The 17,407-nt window shown below is 70.6% G+C and carries 7 protein-coding genes (1 of these 7 only partly in view); 2 read left to right on the top strand and 5 right to left on the bottom strand.

Going from position 1 to position 17,407, the window contains the following annotated elements; genetic code table 11:
* Together OG285_RS11330 and OG285_RS11335 are read left to right on the top strand one after the other, a co-directional pair.
* Window positions 1–12,401, top strand: partial view of an EndoU domain-containing protein gene (locus OG285_RS11330; RefSeq protein ID WP_371790885.1) — the 3' portion only. Its footprint begins 14,644 nt before the window's first position; 12,401 of the gene's 27,045 nt are visible here — the last part of the coding sequence; its start codon lies beyond the left edge, outside the window; its stop codon occupies window positions 12,399–12,401.
* A gap of 80 nt (window positions 12,402–12,481) precedes the next feature.
* Window positions 12,482–14,098 (top strand): hypothetical protein, encoded by a 1,617-nt coding sequence (locus OG285_RS11335; protein WP_371790886.1) that lies wholly within the window; start codon window positions 12,482–12,484, stop codon window positions 14,096–14,098.
* 24 nt (window positions 14,099–14,122) lie between these two features.
* Here the strand turns inward: OG285_RS11335 and OG285_RS11340 are convergent, their stop codons facing one another.
* From OG285_RS11340 to OG285_RS11360, 5 genes are all read right to left on the bottom strand, one after another.
* Window positions 14,123–14,995, bottom strand: a complete 873-nt coding sequence (locus OG285_RS11340; RefSeq protein WP_356836090.1) for a DMT family transporter — start codon at window positions 14,993–14,995, stop codon at window positions 14,123–14,125.
* Window positions 14,996–15,189: 194 nt separating this feature from the next.
* Window positions 15,190–15,828, bottom strand: a complete 639-nt coding sequence (locus OG285_RS11345) for an OmpA family protein (protein WP_371790887.1) — start codon at window positions 15,826–15,828, stop codon at window positions 15,190–15,192.
* A gap of 7 nt (window positions 15,829–15,835) precedes the next feature.
* Window positions 15,836–16,429: a hypothetical protein gene (locus tag OG285_RS11350; protein WP_371790888.1), complete on the bottom strand. Its 594-nt coding sequence runs from the start codon at window positions 16,427–16,429 to the stop codon at window positions 15,836–15,838.
* Window positions 16,430–16,442: 13 nt separating this feature from the next.
* Window positions 16,443–17,045: a pilus assembly protein TadG-related protein gene (locus tag OG285_RS11355; RefSeq protein WP_371793503.1), complete on the bottom strand. Its 603-nt coding sequence runs from the start codon at window positions 17,043–17,045 to the stop codon at window positions 16,443–16,445.
* Window positions 17,042–17,269, bottom strand: coding sequence for a hypothetical protein (locus tag OG285_RS11360; protein WP_371793504.1), 228 nt, complete (start codon window positions 17,267–17,269; stop codon window positions 17,042–17,044). The genes OG285_RS11355 and OG285_RS11360 overlap by 4 nt, the downstream gene beginning before the upstream one ends.
* Between the last annotated feature and the right edge of the window lie 138 nt (window positions 17,270–17,407).

The following is a 17,407-nucleotide window of genomic DNA, read 5'->3' on the forward strand; positions in this document are numbered from 1 at the left end:
CACAGGCCGCCGCCAACGGCACCCGGCCCCCTCTCGAATGGCAGCCCGGCGACCGGGAGACCGAGGCCATGATCGGCGCCGACGGCGAGGTGGCCACCGCCCATCTGCTCTTCCCCGAACGCTGGGCGCCGCACCATCTCTGGAACGCGATCGTCGTGGCCCACCGCAACGCACGCAGCAACGGTTCATGGGTGGAAGTCCCCGAGGGCGGCTACCTCTGGGAGGGCGTGTACGACGGCGTACGGATGCACGGACACGTCCGCGACGGCGAACAGCTCTGGGTCCGGCCCTCCTCGCACCAGCCCCCTCCGCCGGAACGCCCCTCCCAGATACTCGCGGCCACCGCCCCCGTACACGTCGTGCGGAACAAACCGGATGGCACGCCGGCGCCGTTCCGTGTCCAGCGGGTGATCCACCAGGACGGCTCCCTGGGGATGCACATCACCCGGGTCCTGGAGCATCCGGCGCTGGACACGAATCAGCGCAACACACTGACCGGGCTGCTGCCGGAGATACGGCTGCAGCTGACCGCCGAGCTCAACCGGCCCGACCCTTACGGACGCCGCGAGCTGAGCCTGGTCACCTTCGACGTGGAGCTGTCGCCGACGGACGACCCGACGATGACGGAGTACAGCGAAGAACTGGCGAACATCGAGCGGGACTTCTGGAATCCGGACACGGTGTGGGGCCTGATGGGGCTCCTCCCCGAACACCATCAGGACGCGGACAGCCTCCTGCTCCAGCTCGCCGACCAGCTGCCGCCGGTACCGGAACTGCCGGCCGGCTGGGAGAGCCCGGCGGGGCATCCGCACACCGAGCAGAGCCCTCTCTGGACGTCGGACGTATCGGCTTCGCTGCACCGCAACACCCCGGCCGGGCTGCTCGAAGAGCCGGGCGTACGAGGGCTGTTGGCACAACACCGAAGGGAGAGCTCCACCGGCCCCGGCACCAGCACGGCCGTGCAGGAGAACACCGGCGGGCTCACTGGCGGAGGCGCCGACCGCACGACCGTGGCGGCCGACGCTCTCGGGCTGGACCCCGCCGACCTGACGAGCATCGAGGTCGTCCTGCGGGGTTCCGCACCCCTCGGTCCGGCCCTCAGCGCGCTCCACGCGCTGGCTCCGCGCCTGGGCGCCGGGCCGCACCCCACGGACGCGCTCGTGCGGCGCATGTCGGAGATCGGTGCTCCGCTCTCCGACTGGTGGCACTTCTCGTCGTTCGTGCACACGGTGCCGGACACGGCGGCCGGCGCGACCGGCACCCGGACGCTCACCATGGCCGACGTGATCGACATGGATCTCGCCGAGGCCAGGGTGCTGTACAACCTCTCGGTCGCCCACCGGCTGCCTCCCGTCTCCCGGGAGACGGCGGACCGTGCCTTCGCCCTCGGCGTGCACCCCCGCTATCTGGAACGGCTGGCGAACGCCCTCGGCCTGCACCCGGACGACATCACGAGTCTGCCCAGGAACAGGTTCATCTCACGGCAGGCCCTGCCGCCCGAGCGCGTGGCGCTGGACTACCGGATCAGTGACCGTCACCGGCTGGTGGAAACCGGCTTCGCCCGCGACCGCAGCCGTTTCAACACCATCGCCGACGAACTGCTGGGCCCCGAGCCCCACCCCGCAGGGCAGCGGTTCCGCTCGTTCATGCACTGGTCCACGGTCGCGGACCACGGACTGCACGCCTTCACGGATCACCGCCTGAGGGAGCTGGTCGAGCACTGGCTGATGGGCCCGGCAGCCACCAACGGCCAGGTGCCCGACAGCTTCGACCCGCGCGCGGAACGGGAAAGGCACACCGCCCTGCTCCACGAGGTGGACCTCGCCGAGCGGTCGGGGCAGATGCCCGACGAACTGGCGCAGAGGCTGCGGCGGTACAAGCACGACGCGGAGCAGCAGATGGAGCTGCTCGACCTGTGGTTCGTGGGGGGCGTGTCCCAGTACGGCGGCCTGCCCGCGACACCCTCCGCCGGTGGTCAACCGCCCTATCTGTTCGCGCCGTCGGATCCGCATCCGCAGTCCCAGCCCGCCGTCCCCGCGCAGAGCCCCGAGAACAACGCTCCGCAGAGCCCCGCGGACGCCGGGCAGTCCCCTGTCCCGACGGATCCCCCGCCGACGACTGTCCCCGTGCCCCGCGGCACCGAGATCCCCCGGCCCTCCGACACCTTGAGGAACGCCGCGGGCCACGCGGGGCCCATCTGGCAACGCCAGTTCCACGTGAACCGCACCGTGCTGCCGAACGGTGGTGCCCAGGCGGAGATCACCGTACGCATCCACCTGGACGTCAAGGACGGAGTCACCGCCGAGCTCCTCCAGGCGACCAAGGACCTGACGGCTCGCGGCCTCGATCAGTACTACAACGACCCGGGCCACCGACTGCCGAACGGCGATCTGCTCCGGGTGAAAGCCGAGTTCACCGACGACGCCAAGCAGGCGCACCACACCATCGCGCTGAACCTCGACCGCGACGGCAACGGCCGGAGCCACAGTGCGGACTGGCAGCTCTCCATGGAGACCCTGGAGGCCAATGCGCACATGCCGCCCCACGAGATCGGGCACCTGATGGGCCTGTGGGACTACTACCGGGATCCCGCGCCGGGGGAGAAGCACTGGCCGGTCTACGACGACCACGCGCTGATGGGCGGCAACTACGCCGACCCGCTCTTCGGCCGGATCTCGGTCGACAACCACTTCGTGCAGCCCGGGACCAGGTCGCCGTATCTGCGGGTCATGCCCCGCGACCTCCTGGTACTGGGCACCTCGATCGGCGCGGCACTGCGGGACGTCCCGAGGCCCACCGTCAAGATCCCGCTCGACGTACGGGAACGCGTCCTGCGCGGCAACCCCCGCACCGGAGCCATCGGCCTGCTCGCCCCGCACGGCGCCGCCGACCGCCCCCGCCCGGTGCCCACCGGCGACCGCAACCCCAACGGCACCTACCAAGCGGGCACCCACCCCGACGGCAGCGTACGCACCGTGTTCCCCGACCACTGGACCCTCGAAGAGACCCTCTACGCCGTCCGGCAGGTATACCTGCGCGAACAGGCCACCCACAGACTCACACCCACCACCAGCACCCCCGGAATCGAAACCGGGAACTACCACTTCACCGGCGACTACCAGGGCGTACGGATCACCGGCACCGCCGACGGCACCGGCACCATCACCGACTTCGCACCCCACCACGACCAGACCGATCTGGAGACGCCCCTCCACCTCGAACCGCCCGTCCTCCCCGAACTGCCCGACTCCTTGCGGCATCTCGCACCGCAGCCCGGAGTCACCGACGCCGCGATCGGTGAGGGCACGCTGCACTTCATCACGTACGGCTCCACCCACAGCATGACCGGCGTCCACTACGCGCTGCCCGGGACGAACGGGGCCGACGTACAGCGCGACCAGGGCGTCCAGATCCACCCGCTGTGGAGCGGGCACCCGAACGGCACCCGGTGGGCACAGGTCTGGTTCAAGGACCCGAACGGGGAGGCACGCCGGGCACAGGCCGTCGCCAACGGCACCACCCCACCCCACACATGGCGGATCGGAGGGCGGGAGAACGGGACCTTGCTGGGCACCGACGGCTCGACGTCCCTCGGCCGGCTGCTCTTCCCCGAACGCTGGTCGACACACGACCTCTGGGACGCGATCGTCGTGGCCCACCGCAACGCACGCAGCAACGGTTCATGGGTGGAAGTCCCCGAGGGCGGCTACCTCTGGGAGGGCGTGTACGACGGCGTACGGATGCACGGACACGTCCGCGACGGCGAACAGCTCTGGGTGCGGCCCTCCTCGAACCAGCCGACGCTCCGGCACAGCTCGCCCGGGGTGGTCGCGGTCACCGCTCCCGTGGAATTCCGTGCGCCCAAACCGGATGGCTCGACGGCACTGTTCCGTATCCGGCGGGTGATCCACCAGGACGGCACCCTGGGGATACGCGTCACCCGGGTCCTGCAGCATCCGGAACTGCCCGCGGACACACTCAGCCGGCTGGTCGACCACCAGCTCCCGGAGATGGAAAAGCAGCTGGCCGCCCAGTTCCACCTGCCTGACCAGCTCCAGCGCCGCGAGTTGAGCGGGGTCACCTTCGACGTGGAACTGTCACCGGCGGCCAACACGAAGATGAAGCTGGAGCGCCGCTCCGAACTGTTCCAGATCATGATGGACAACTCGGACACGGACACCCTGACGGACCTGATGACCGTCGGCCCCGCCGACGCGAGCGGCCTGAAGGACCTCCTGCGCGGCATGGCCGAGCAACTCCCGCCGGCACCGGAGGCAGTGGCCGACTGGCGGGGCCCGCAGGGCCAGCCGCACCACGAGCAGGACCGGGTCTGGGCCTCGGACGTGACGACGTCGGTGCGCCGAGCCCGGACCGCGCTGCTCGACGAGCCGGGCGTACGGGGGTTGCTGGCACAGCACCGGAACCAGGAGCCGCCCGCGCCGGACACGAACACGGAGGGGAACGAGAACGCGGGCATCGATGCCGACCGCGAGGCCGCGGCGGCCGCCGCCCTCGGACTGGACCCCACCGAACTCACCAGTATCCGACTTGTCCTGCAGGGTTCTGCCCCTCTCCGTCCGGCCCTCGACGCACTCGGCCAGCTGGCCGCCCGGCTGGAGGCAGGGGACGCGGGGGCGCTCGTCCGGCGGATGTCGGAACTCGGTTCTCCGATCTCCGAGTGGTGGCACTTCTCGTCGCATCTGCACACCCAGATGGGCCTGATGTCCGACGTGGTCAGCATGGAACTGGCCGGGGCCCAGTACCTGCTCCATGCCTCGCGCACCCATCCACTGCCGGCCGTCCCGCGCGAGACGCTGCTCCAGGCCCACGAGCTGGGTGTGCACCCGCGCTATCTGACGCGGCTGGCCGAGGCCCTCGGCGTGCGCCCGCAGGACATCGCCAACCTGGGCGAGGACAAGTCCTACTGGCAGCAGCCCCTTTCACCCGAGGCCCTGAAGCAGGACTACCGGGACAGAGAACGCGAGAAGCAAGTAGACATCCGCATCGCCCGCGACCACAGCCGGTTCGACACCGCCGCCGACGAACTGCTGGGCAGCGACCCCACCCGCACGGAACAGCGATTCCGCTCGTTCATGCACTGGTCCATGGACGCGCAACACTTCGGCCTGGACATCTTCACGGATCAGCGCCTGCGAGAGCTGGCAGGACACTGGCGCGAGGAGACGCAGGACGGCGCCAGGCCGGTCCCCGCGGACTTCGACCCGCGCGCGAAGGGGAAACGCCAGGCCGAGCTGTTCCTCACGGTGAAACTCGCCGAGTTGTCGGGCCCCCTGCCCCCGAAGCTGGCGGAGGAACTGGCCGAGTGGCAGGCGTTCGTCCAGTTCCAGCTCATGCAGCTGGACGGGCGGTACCCGCCGGTGGCACCCCCCACAGAACCGCACACCGCCCAGCCGTCCTCCAACCAGCCGCACAACAGTCCGCACAGGGCCCCGGTGTCCATCGCCGCCCCCACGCCCACCGCCATCCCCACGCCCGCTGCCACCGCCGACCACGCCGCCGGACCCACCACGGCTCCCGGCCCCGAGCCGGTCACCGACGACAGTTCGCTGGGCAACGCCGAGATCGGGCCGCCCTCCGACCGGACCAGGGAAGCGGGCGGGGCCGCCGCGTCCGTCTGGGAGCGCGCGTTCTCCGTCGAGCGCACCCTGCTCAGCGACGGCAGCGTGCGCTCCGACATCACGGTCCGCGTCTACCTGGACCTCCAGCCCGGCACGACCGACAACCACGTCGCGAACACCAAGGACATGGCGAAGCGCGGCATCGACACGTACTACAACGACCCGAAACACCGTCTCCCCAACGGTGATCTGCTGCACGTGGAGCTGGAGTTCGTCGACGATCCCGCACGGGCACACCACACGGTGCAGCTGCACCCGGACCCGGACGGGACGAGCCGCGACGACAGCGCCACCTGGTACGTCTCCGAGAGCGGGGAGGGCACGGAGGACAAGTCGTACGTCATCGCGCACGAGACCGGCCATCTCCTCGGCTTCCAGGACCAGTACCGCGAGAGCAAGGAGGGCGTACCGCTCCGTCCGGTGTACGACGACCACTCGCTGATGTCCGGTACCGCCATCGACGAGTCGGGGCTCGTCCAGTTCGACATGAACCACGCACTCTCCGGCGACCGGCTCTCGCCGACGCTGCGGATCATGCCGCGGGACCTGCTGCTGCTCTCCACCGCGATCGACGCCGCCTGGTCGCACACCCCCGGCGCAGGCACGGGCCCGCACGACAAAGCCACCGCACACATCCCGCGCGACGTACGGGAACGAGTCCTGCGCGGCAACCCCCACACCGGCACCACCGGCCTGCTCGCCCCGCGCGGCCCCTCCGGCCGGGCCCGCCCCGAAGCCACCGGACCACTCAACCCCAACGGCACCTACCGGGCCGGCCAACGCCCCGACGGCACCGACCAGACAATGTTCCCCGACCACTGGAGCCCCGACGAGGTCCTCCACGCCACCCGCCAGGTCTACCTCGACCACGTCAGGACCGGCAGCCTGACCACCAACACCGAACGCTCCGGACGCAGGACATTCGACGGCGTCTACCAAGGCGTCCGCATCACAGGCACCGCCGACACCACCGGCACCATCCTCGACTTCGCACCCCACCCCGACCAGTCAGACCTGCAACCACCCACCCACCTCACACCGCCCCCACCCCGCGAACCGTCCGACGAACCCGTCATCGGGGACGTCGCACTGCGCTTCCTCACATACGGCTCCACCTCCGGCAGAACCGGCGTCCACCACAGGCTGCCGGATGCGGCCGGGACCTTCGCGCAGCGCGATCACGGCGTCTTCGTCGAACCGCTGTGGCCCGCGCACACCAACGGCACCCAGTGGGCCACGGTCCTGTTCAGGGACCCGAACCTGCGGGGGCGGAAGGCGCAGGCCGTCGCCAACGGCGCCCCGCCGCCTCTCGAATGGCAGCTCGGCGACCGCGAGATCGGGACCGTGTTCAACCCCGACGGCATGACGGCCCCCGGTCAGCTCCTCTTCCCGTACCACTGGTCGCTTTCCGACATCAGGGACGCGATGGCCGGAGCCCACCGCACCGCGCGCAGCTCCGATTCGTGGGTGGAGGTCCCTGAGGGCGGCTATCTCTGGGAGGGAGTGCACGACGGCGTACGGATGCACGGACACGTCCGCGACGGCGAACACCTGTGGGCCCGGCCCTCGACGTACCAACCGCTGCTCTCCCACACGTCCGCCGAGGTGCTCGCGGTCACCGCTCCCACCGATGTCGTACTGACCACATCGGACGGCACGCCGGCGCCGTTCCGCATCCAGCGGGTGATCCACCACGACAGCACCCTGGGGCTCCACATCACCCGGGTCCTGCCGCACCCCCCGCTGGCCGACGATTTCCGCGACCACCTGGTCGACAACCTGCTGCCGGCCGTACGTGAGCAGTTGGCCGACGCATTCGATCGGCTCTCCCCGTACGGACACCGCGAACTGAGCCTGGTCACCTTCGACATGGAACTGACCGAGGACGAGACGGTGGAACTCGGGCCCGACTCGGAGCTTGTCAAGCTCGCTCAGTCCGAGGACGACCTGAGCCTCCTCGTGCCGGACCTGATGACGGTCGGCTCCGGCGACGAAGCGGACATGGACACCTTCCTGCGCGGCATCCAGGACCAGCTGCCGCCGCTGTCGGAGCGACCGGCCGACTGGCAGGGCCCGCAGGGGCAGCCGCACCACGAGCAGGACCCGGTCCTGAGGTCGCTCTGGGAGTCGGACGTGACGACTGCGGTGCACCGCAACACCCCCGCCGGAATACTCGACGAGCCCGGCGTACGGGAGTTGCTGGCGCAGCACCGGGGCCAGGAAACATCCGGCCCGCTCACGAACACCGGCACGGACACGGCCGTGAGCTCCCATCGCATGGCCGCGACGGCCGGGGCCCTCGGGCTACGGCCCTCCGACCTCACCAGCATCGAGACCGTCCTGCGGGGGTCCGCTCCCGTCCGCACGGTCCTCGACTCACTCGACCTGCTGTCCGGCCGGCTGGGTTTCGGGAACTCCACGCGCGTGCTGGTGAAGCAGATGACTGAGATCGGTGCGCCGCTCGCGGACTGGTGGCACTTCGCGTCGTATCTGCACACCAAGGGACACACGATGTCCAAGGTGGCCGTCATGGATCCGGCCAGGGCCAGGAAGCTGTACGAGGACTCGCGCGCCCAACCCGTGCCGCTCGTCCCGGACGATACGCGGTTCTTCGCCTACACCCTGGGTATGCACCCGAGCTATCTGGCACGGTTGGCCGACGCCCTCCACGTGGCTCCGGCAGATGTCCTCGGCCTGGGTGAGTACGAGACCTTCCGGCAGCAACCCCACGCCCCTGAGGCCCTGGCGCGGACCTACTGGATCGACAACTATCAGACGCTGGAGGACTTTCGCTCCGCCCGCAGCCAGGCACGGTTCGAGACGGTCGCCGACGAACTGCTGGGCAGCGACCCCGACCTCACCTACGCGAGGTACCGCTCCTTCATGCACTGGTCCGAGGTCGCGAGCGAGGGGCTGCACATCTTCACCGACCAGCGGCTGCGCGAGCTGGTGGAACACTGGCGGGTGGAGACGCATGACGGTACCGACCAGGTGCCGGAGGACTACGACCCGTTCGTGGAACGGGAGCGGTATGCCGAATTGCTCCATCTGGCCGACAGGTCGGCGCCGCTGCTGGACCCGGCCAGGGAACAGGCCCTGGAGCACCACGAGGAGCGCATCAAGGCCCGTCTGAAGCGTCTGGACGAGCGGTACGTGGGGGGCGTGCCCCAGGAAGCCGGCCCGCCCGCGACATCGCCCACTGACCCGCCCGCGCCCCACCAGCCCGCGGCGCCGCACCCGCAGTCTCCGCACGCCTCCCGCCCCCAGCGGCCCGTGAGCCCCTCGCAGAGCCCTCTCCCGCCTCGGGCACCCGTCACACGAACCCGGTCGCATTCCGCCCCGGCACCGGTCACCGTCGCCCCGCAGCGGCCCACAGCCCCGCTCCCTTCGGATCCCCCGCCACCACCGCCGGCTGCTGCTGCCGTCCCCCGCGGCGTCGAGATCTCCCGGCCCTCCGCCGAGTTCTTGAACAGCGTGGGCCACGCGGGGCCCGGCACGCGACGCCAGTTCAGCGCGCAGCGCACCGTACTGCCGAACGGTGACACCCAGGCGGAGATCACCGTACGCATCCACCTGGACGTCAAGGACGGAGTCACCCCCGAGCTCCTCCAGGCCACCAAGGACATGACGGACCGCGGCCTCAAGAAGTACTACGACGACCCGGACCACCGGCTGCCGAACGGCGATCTGCTGCGGGTGAAAGCCGAGTTCACCGAGGACCCGAAGCAGGCGCACCACACCGTCGCGCTGCACCTCGACCGCGACGGCAACGGCCGGAGCAACAGCGGGAACTGGCACCTCTCCATGGCCACCCTCGAAGCCCAGTCGCACATGCCGCCCCACGAGATCGGTCACCTCATGGGCCTGTGGGACTACTACCGTGATCCCCTGCCGGGCCACAAGCCCTGGCCGGTCTACGACGACCACGCGCTGATGGGCGGCAACTACGCCGACCCGCTCTTCGGCCGGATCACGTCCGACAGCAGCTTCCAGCGTCCAGCGACCAAGTCGCCGTACCTGCGGATCATGCCCCGCGACCTCATGGTGCTGGGCACCTCGATCGGGGCGGCGCACCGGGACACATCGCGGGTCACCGTCGACATCCCGCTCGACGTACGGGAACGCGTCCTGCGCGGCAACCCCCGCACCGGAGCCATCGGCCTGCTCGCCCCGCACGGCGCGGCCGACCGGCCCCGCCCCGTCGCCAGCAGCGAGCGCAACCCGAACGGCACCTACCGGGCGGGCACCCACCCCGACGGCAGCCCCCGGACGGTGTTCCCCGACCACTGGACCATGGAAGAGGCGCTGTACGCCGTGCGCCAGGTGTATCTGCGCGAGCAGGCCGCAGACCGTCTCGTGCCCACCACGGGCGCCCGTGGAATCAAGTCGGGGAACTACCGCTTCACCGGCGACTACCAGGGCGTACGGATCACCGGCACCGCCGACGGCACCGGCACCATCACCGACTTCGCACCCCACCACGACCAGACCGATCTGGAGACGCCCCTCCACCTCGAACCGCCCGTCCTCCCCGAACTGCCCGACGAACTCCAGTACCTCGCCTCTCCGCCCGGACTCACCGACGACGCCGCGATCGGGGAGACCGCACTGCACTTCCTGACGTACGGCTCCACCCACAACAGGACCGGCGTCCACTACGCGCTGCCCGGTCCTGAAGGGGCCTTCGCCCAGCTCAACCAGGGCGTCCATATCCACCCGCTGTGGACCGCGCACCCGAACGGCACCAAGTGGGCCACGGTCTGGTTCCAGGACCCGAACCTGCGGGGGCGGGCGGAGCGGGCCGCCGCCAACGGCGATCAGCCCCCTTCCCCCTGGCAGCTCGGCGACCAGGAGAACGGGGCCATACTCGGCACCGACGGCACGACCAGCATCGGCCAGCTGCTCTTTCCCGACACCTGGTCGACGCACGACCTCTGGGCTGCGATCGTCGTGGCCCACCGCAACGCACGCGGCAACCGTTCGTGGGTGGAGGTCCCGGAGGGCGGCTATCTCTGGGAGGGCGTGTACAACGACGTAAGGATGCACGGACACGTCCGCGACGGCGAGCTCCTGTGGGTCCGTCCCTCGACGTACCAACCGCCGTTCGCGCCTGGCATGTCCGAGGTACTCGCGGTCACCGCTCCTCTGCATTTCACCCTGCCCCAGTCGGATCACACGCCGGCGCTGTTCCACGTCCACCGGGTGATCCACCGGGACGGCACGCTGGGGATGCGTATCACCCGGGTTCTGGAGCATCCGGCGCTGAGCCCGGCGCAGCACAGCCGGCTGGTCGACCAGCGGCTGCCGGAGATACGTGAGCAGCTGGCCGCCGCCTTCAGCCGGCCCGACCCGTTCCGGCGCCGCGAACTGAGCTGGGTCACCTTCGACATGGGTCTGTCACCGATGGCCGACCCCGTGACAACGCTCCAGGACCACCCCGAAGTGTCCGGAGTCCTGACCGGCCTGGACACGAGCGCCCTGACAGACCTGATGACAGTCGACCCCGCCGACCACCGGCGAATGGACCACCTCCTGCTCAGCGTCGCCAACCTACTGCCTCCAGTCCCGCAGACAACGGCCGGCTGGCAGGGCCCGCCGGGGCAGCCGCACCACGAGCAGGACCGGGTCTGGGCATCGGACGTGACGACTTCGCTGCACCGCAGCACCCTGGCAGGCCTGCTCGAAGAGCCGGGCGTACAGAGGTTGTTGGAGCAGCATCGAAGCCGGCAGCCGTCCGGCCCACTCACGAACACGCACACGCACACGGGCGGGAACGGGAACGCGGGCACCGGCGCAGGCACCGGCCGCACAGCCGTGGCCGCCGAAGCTCTCGGGTTGCGCCCCTCCGACCTCACCAGCATCGAGCCCGTCCTGCAGGGCACCACCCCCCTGCGCCCGGGCCTCGACGCACTCGACCTGCTGATCGCCCGGCTGGAGGCCGGTCCCACGGGCCCGTTCGTCCGCCGGATGACGGAAATCGGCGCGCCGCTCTCCGAGTGGTGGCCCTTCTCGTCGTACCTGCACACCAAGCAGCTCCGGTTGTCCGACGTGGTCGGCATGGACCCGGCCGGAGCCAAGAAGCTGTTCAACGACTCGCGCGCCCTGCCGCTCGCCCCGCGCGAGACGGCGGCCCAGGCGTACGCGCTGGGCGTACACCCGGACTATCTGGGACGACTGGCCGACACCCTCCACGTACGCCCGGAAGACGTCACCAACCTGGGCAGGGACAAGTCCTACTGGCAGCGGCCCCTTTCGCCCGAGGCCATGGCGCGCGACTACCTGGTCAGCGAGCGCGAGATCCGGGAGCAGGCCCGCCTCGCCCGCGAGCAGGCACGGTTCAACGCCGTCGCCGACGAACTGCTGGGCAGTGAACCCACCCTCGTGGAGGAGCGGTTCCGCTCCTTCATGAACTGGTCAGGTGTGTCGCACCTGCCCCTGGACATCTTCACGGATCACCGCCTGCGCGAGCTGGTGGGACACTGGCGCGGACATACGAACGACGGCACCGATCAGGTACCTGCGAGCTTCGACCTGCGCGAGGACGGGAAGCGGCATGCCGATCTGCTCCTCGCGGTGGAGCTCGCCAGGCTGTCGGGGCCGCTCCCCCCGAAGCTCGCGGAGGAACTGGCCAGACGCGAGAGGCACATCAAGAGCCAACTGGCAATACTGGACATCGACTACGAGGGGGGAGTGCTCCAGCACGACGGGCCGCCCGCGACACTGTCCGCACAGGTCTTCGCCGCACTGTCCGGCAACGACTGACACCGACGAGCGACACACACCGACGAACACACACGAGCGATGCACCCGAGCAGTACGGGAAGCAGGAAAGGCGAGGCGCCATGGCCAGCACGGAACCCGAGTCGGACAGCGAGGTGTCCGCTGCCGCGGAGACGTCGGAGGAGGGCACGGAGACCGCGCCGGAGCCGGCCGGTGGCACGGAGAAGGACTCGGCGGGCGGCGCGGTGCGGAGCGCGGCGAAGCCCCCGGTCACGGAGTCCGGATCCGGCGCGCCGCGCCGCGTCACGTCCTCCGCCATCGGCGGCGCGATAGGCGCCGAGATACCCGCCGCATCCCAGGCCGGCAGCCCCGCGACCGCCACGGAGAGCGCGGCCCCGGGGGTCACCCCCGCGGGCGGGCCCGAGACGGAGAGCGAGCCGGGGCCCGTCGGGAAGGGCGAGGCGGGTTCCGGCGCTGAGTCCGGGACGAAGCCCGCAGAACAGACCACTGCGGAGCAGCCCGCCGCCGCGGAGCAGGCCACTGCGGAGCAGCCCGCCGGGGAATCCGCGGAAGGGGCAGCCTCCCAGGCGGACTTGTCCGGGCCTGCCACCACCGCACCGCGCAAGCGCCCCGCGCTCGTCGCCGCGCTGGCAGGTCTCACCCGTACCCGTACGTCCTCCGCGACCGCGGCCGCCGTCGGCGACAGCGCGGGCAACGGCCCGGAGGGCAGCGGTGTGGACGGCGGCGGCCCCGGGGCGCCGGGAAAGGTCTCGCGGCCGATGGTCGCCGCGGCCGCCATAGGCGGTGTCGTGCTGTTGTCCCTCCCCTTCGTCGTCGCCTCCGCCACCGGTGACGGAGGCCCGAAGCACAACACCCGCAACACGGCCGCCGGTTACGCCGATCCGGGCCAGGGCGCCGACGGCTACGTTCCGGGCGCGGACGCCACCAAGGGGGCCGCGGCGCCCGGGGGTTCGAAGCACTCGGGATCGAAGAACGGTGCGGGCGCGCCCCCGATCACCGAGGCCGCGTCCGCCGACAGCGCGAGCGGGCCCGGTGAGAAGCCCGTTGACGGCAAGGAGGACGGCAAGAAGGGCGGCGGCAAGGACACCGCGTCGGACGAGAGTCAGGACGGCAAGAAGTCCGGCTCGTCCTCCGGGGACAGCGACGGTGGCGGAAAGGGCAGCGGCTCCACCACCCAGCGCACCGCCGCCAATTCGGCCACGCTCTTCTCCGCGGTCGGCGGCCCGCACTGCTCCAGCAGCTCCGTCACGTACGCCGAACGCGGTGCGTACAGCGACGACCAGGAAGGGTGGACGACCCACGACGGCGCGTACGCGTCAGGCGGCTGCACGGGCCGCTACCGCTCCATGCCGATGTCCGGGAGCAGTTCCAAGGATTCCGGCAACAGCGTGATCTGGGTCTTCCGCACCGGCAAGGTGACGTCGGGCAGCTGCGAGGTCAGCGTCTACATCCCGGACGACAGCGTGGCCCGCCATGTCGGCGGGCAGCCCTCGTACTACACCGTCCACAACGGCACGGACGGGAACGCCACCCAGCTGGGGCGCTTCACGATCACGCAGGTGAGCCACCGCGGGCAGTGGGTCGGCGCCTCCACGTACAAGATCACCGGGGGCCTGCTGACCGTCAAGCTGCACGACCGCGGGGACGACTGGAGCAGCTCGTCCCGGGACAACGCCCACCACGCGGTGTCGGCGGTCCGGGTGGAGTGCAAGGCGTAACGCCCAACCGTGCCGGCCCGCCGTTCACTTCACCCTGGACGGCGAGCTGGTGCTGCCGGAGGCCAGCGGGGACCTGGCCAGCTCGACGCAGCCCAGGGCGACCAGGGCGAGTGCGGCCAGCTCCGGCACCAGCCACCAGCCGACGCGCAGGGTCTCGCCGAACAGGGTCACGCCGTACAGGATGCTGATGAGCGCGTCGCCCAGTGTGAGCATGGGCTGGACCGCGACCAGGGTGCCCGCCTGAAGGGCGTTCTGCAACAGGAAGAGTGCGCCCACGCCGGCTGCGGCCGTGCCGTAGAGCTGCCAGGCCTTGAGCAGTTCTACCCATCCGTCGGCGTCACTGAGCCGCGCCACGGCGTCCTTCATGAGGGCGGCGGTGAGTGCGTAGCCGCAGGCGGCGGCGAGTCCGAGGAGGGCCCCGCGGGAGTTGCCGCGGGTCTTGAGGGCCGCGCCGATCAGGACCACCTCGAAGATCCCGGTGAGGATCAGCGCCGGGATCCACCGCAGTCCGTCCACGGTCTCGCCCCCGCCGCCCGGAGCCGCGGTGGCCATCCCGAGGGCGAGGCCCAGGGTGACGGCGGCCACGCCGTACCAGACCGTGCGGGGCAGCCGTACGTGCAGGAGATGACCCGCGAGCAGCAGCGTCGCGGGCAGTTCGATGACGAAGATGGGCTGCACCACGGCGATCGGCCCGGTGGCCAGCGCGACGGCCTGGCAGACAGCCGCGACGATCACCAGGCCGACCCCGGCCAGCCAGACCCGCTGGCGGATCAGATGCCCGAAGAGGGACACGTGCATCGCCTCGGTGTCGGGCACCTTCGCGGCGGCGCGGCGCTGGAACACGGATGCGGCGCCGTTACTGAGCGCGGTGAGCACGGCGAAGAGGACACTGATCACCGGTCCATGATGAAGGCCGGGGATGACGAAACGGGGATCTCCCTGGCCCGGCCACGCCGCCACCGCCCGGGCGCGGGCACGGATGGCAACCGAATTCGGCCACACGCTCATCCCGTGACGGCCGTGTGGCGGTGCTGGTGCGGCGGTGCTGGTCCGGCTGGTCCGGCTGGTCCGGCGGTGCTATCGCCGTGGCACTAGGAAGTGGCGCCGGCCCCGGGCTTCTCGCCGCGGGGGAAGGAGATCTCGACGCGGCGGTTCTTCGTCCGCCCCTCCTCTGTGGCGTTCGAGGCGATCGGGTAGTCCTCGCTGTATCCGCGGATGTCGAACGTGACGTCGGAGCCGAGCGACTTGGCCAGCTCCTCCTGTACGGAGTCGGCGCGCCGCTTGGACAGAACCTTGCCGTGCTGGTAGGAGCCGAGGTCGTCGGTGAATCCGAAGACCCGGACCTTGGTGGCGTGCTGGGCCATGGCTTCGTCGGCGATGGCCTTGATGCGCGCCCTGGCCTCGGGGTTCAGCTTGGGGCTGTCCTTGGCGAACAGGACTTCGGCCTGGAGCGCGAACGTCACGTCGGCGTTGGTGTCCTCCCGGCGCTCCTCACCGCCGAGGTCCTCGACGACGGACTTGATGTCCAGGACGTGGGAGGCCGCGAGCGTCGCCCCGTCGCCGAGCCGCAGCCCGGGGGCGGCCGGGTCGATCGTGGGCGGCGGCGAGGACGTCGTACTGTCCGGGGGCGCGCTGGGGGTGGGACCTGCGGCCTGCGCGCCGGTGACGGACAGCCCGGCGAGCAGGAGGGTGGCGGCGAGGGTGGCCGCGGAGCGGCGGGGTCGTCTCATCGGCCGGTCACTGCCCGTCGGAGATGTCGATGGTGGCGGGAGGCATGTCGGCGATCTGGAACTCCACCGACTTGGTACTGGCGGGCGGGGCGGGGAACTGGGCGTAGAACGGCTTCTCCTCGTCCGCCTGGATCCCGCCGCTGAACTTCGTGCAGAGGCACCGGCCGTCGGTGTCCCGCAGGATGAGGTATTTCTTCTTGCCTGCCTGGTCGACCAGCGCGGCCCCGGCCATCGACGTGGAGTTGGCGGCCAGCTCCTTCTCGTCCCCGGCCCAACTGGGTTCCAGCCAGTACTTGCCGCTTCCGTTCTTCACCGTTCCGCTGACGGTGAGGAAGCCGCCGGTGTCGCGCACCGCCGATGTGATGGTCAGGGTGATGTCGGCGCCGCCCTTGACCTGCGCGAGGGTGGTGCCGGCCGACGCGGTCGGGGACTTCCGTGCCGTGTCGCCGCTCCCCTTCCCCCCGGCCGCGGGGGAGGACGCGCTCCCCCGGCCCTTGCCTCCGCCGTCGCCTCCACAGCCCGCCACGGTGAGGACCAGGCCCGCTGTGACTGCCACAGTGGCCAGCGCCCTGCGGGCCTTCACGGTGCGCCGCATGCTCATCTACTACTCATCCTCACTCGGCCAGGTGGACATCGAACAGGTCCTTCGGCTGGGGCAGTTCAATGGTGTCGGGCTTCTTGGGGTCGATCTCCCAGTGCCGGCCGTCACAGTCGAATTCGACGAGTTCCGGGTCACCGGACGGCGTGACCGAGCAGCGCGGCTCGATCATCGCGATGGCGTGGGCCTTGGCGTGCCTGCCCTCCGTACCGGGGATGACGGACTTGCCGACGGTGAACCGGGTGGTGATGCTCGCCTCGAAGGCGGGGTACCCCTTGACCGTCGTCGGCGTGAGCCCGTCGAGGGTGGCGTCGTTGTCGCCCGCGAGCCGGGCGGCTGCCGCAGTTCCCGTACCGGCGACGGAGTGGTCGCCGAGAAGCCAGCCCGCCCAGGCGTCCTTCTGGCCGAGCGAGCCGGTCAGCCCGTCCGCCATCTGCTGCCGGACGTCCTGGGCAGCGGCGAGCGCGGCGGCGTCCGCGGCGGACTGGGCGCCGTTGCGGGCCACGGCCGCTTGGGCGAAGGCGAAATAGGCGAACGCCAGGAAGAGAAGCCCGCCCACCACCACGACGTAGATCAGGATGGTCTGACCACGGTCACCCTCTGTACGGGACGGCCTCAGCCGCCGGTGATGGAGTTGACGGCGGTACCGATCGCCTTCGAGATGATGTTCTGCAACCCCAGCCCCCGCACCGCCACCACGATCAGCGCCACGATCACCAGCAGCCCGCCGTACTCCACGATGCTCGCTCCGCTGTCGCCCGCGCGCCTCCGCATCCGGGAGACCACCGTGTCGCGCCAGGTGCCGAGTGCCAGATACACCTTGAGCGTGATGTCCTTCGCCATGCTCTGCCCCTTCGGGAACGTACGACTCCGTCTCTGCGGCAGGGGCGCCGTACGCGGCACCCCGCCTCCCCTCACCGCGTAAGGATCCAGCCATGGCGGCCGGGCTCCCGCGCGGACGTTCCCAGCCATATCGCCTGC

Origin of the sequence: Streptomyces sp. NBC_01471 (assembly GCF_041438865.1) — a bacterium.
Classification (GTDB): domain Bacteria; phylum Actinomycetota; class Actinomycetes; order Streptomycetales; family Streptomycetaceae; genus Streptomyces.

What these genes read in the sequence shown, in the direction of transcription:
- OG285_RS11335 (WP_371790886.1), top strand. Translation starts at nt 12,482, where the DNA reads ATGGCCAGCACGGAACCCGAGTCGGACAGCGAGGTGTCCGCTGCCGCG.
- OG285_RS11350 (WP_371790888.1), bottom strand. Translation starts at nt 16,429, where the DNA reads ATGAGCATGCGGCGCACCGTGAAGGCCCGCAGGGCGCTGGCCACTGTG.
- OG285_RS11360 (WP_371793504.1), bottom strand. Translation starts at nt 17,269, where the DNA reads ATGGCGAAGGACATCACGCTCAAGGTGTATCTGGCACTCGGCACCTGG.
- OG285_RS11345 (WP_371790887.1), bottom strand. Translation starts at nt 15,828, where the DNA reads ATGAGACGACCCCGCCGCTCCGCGGCCACCCTCGCCGCCACCCTCCTG.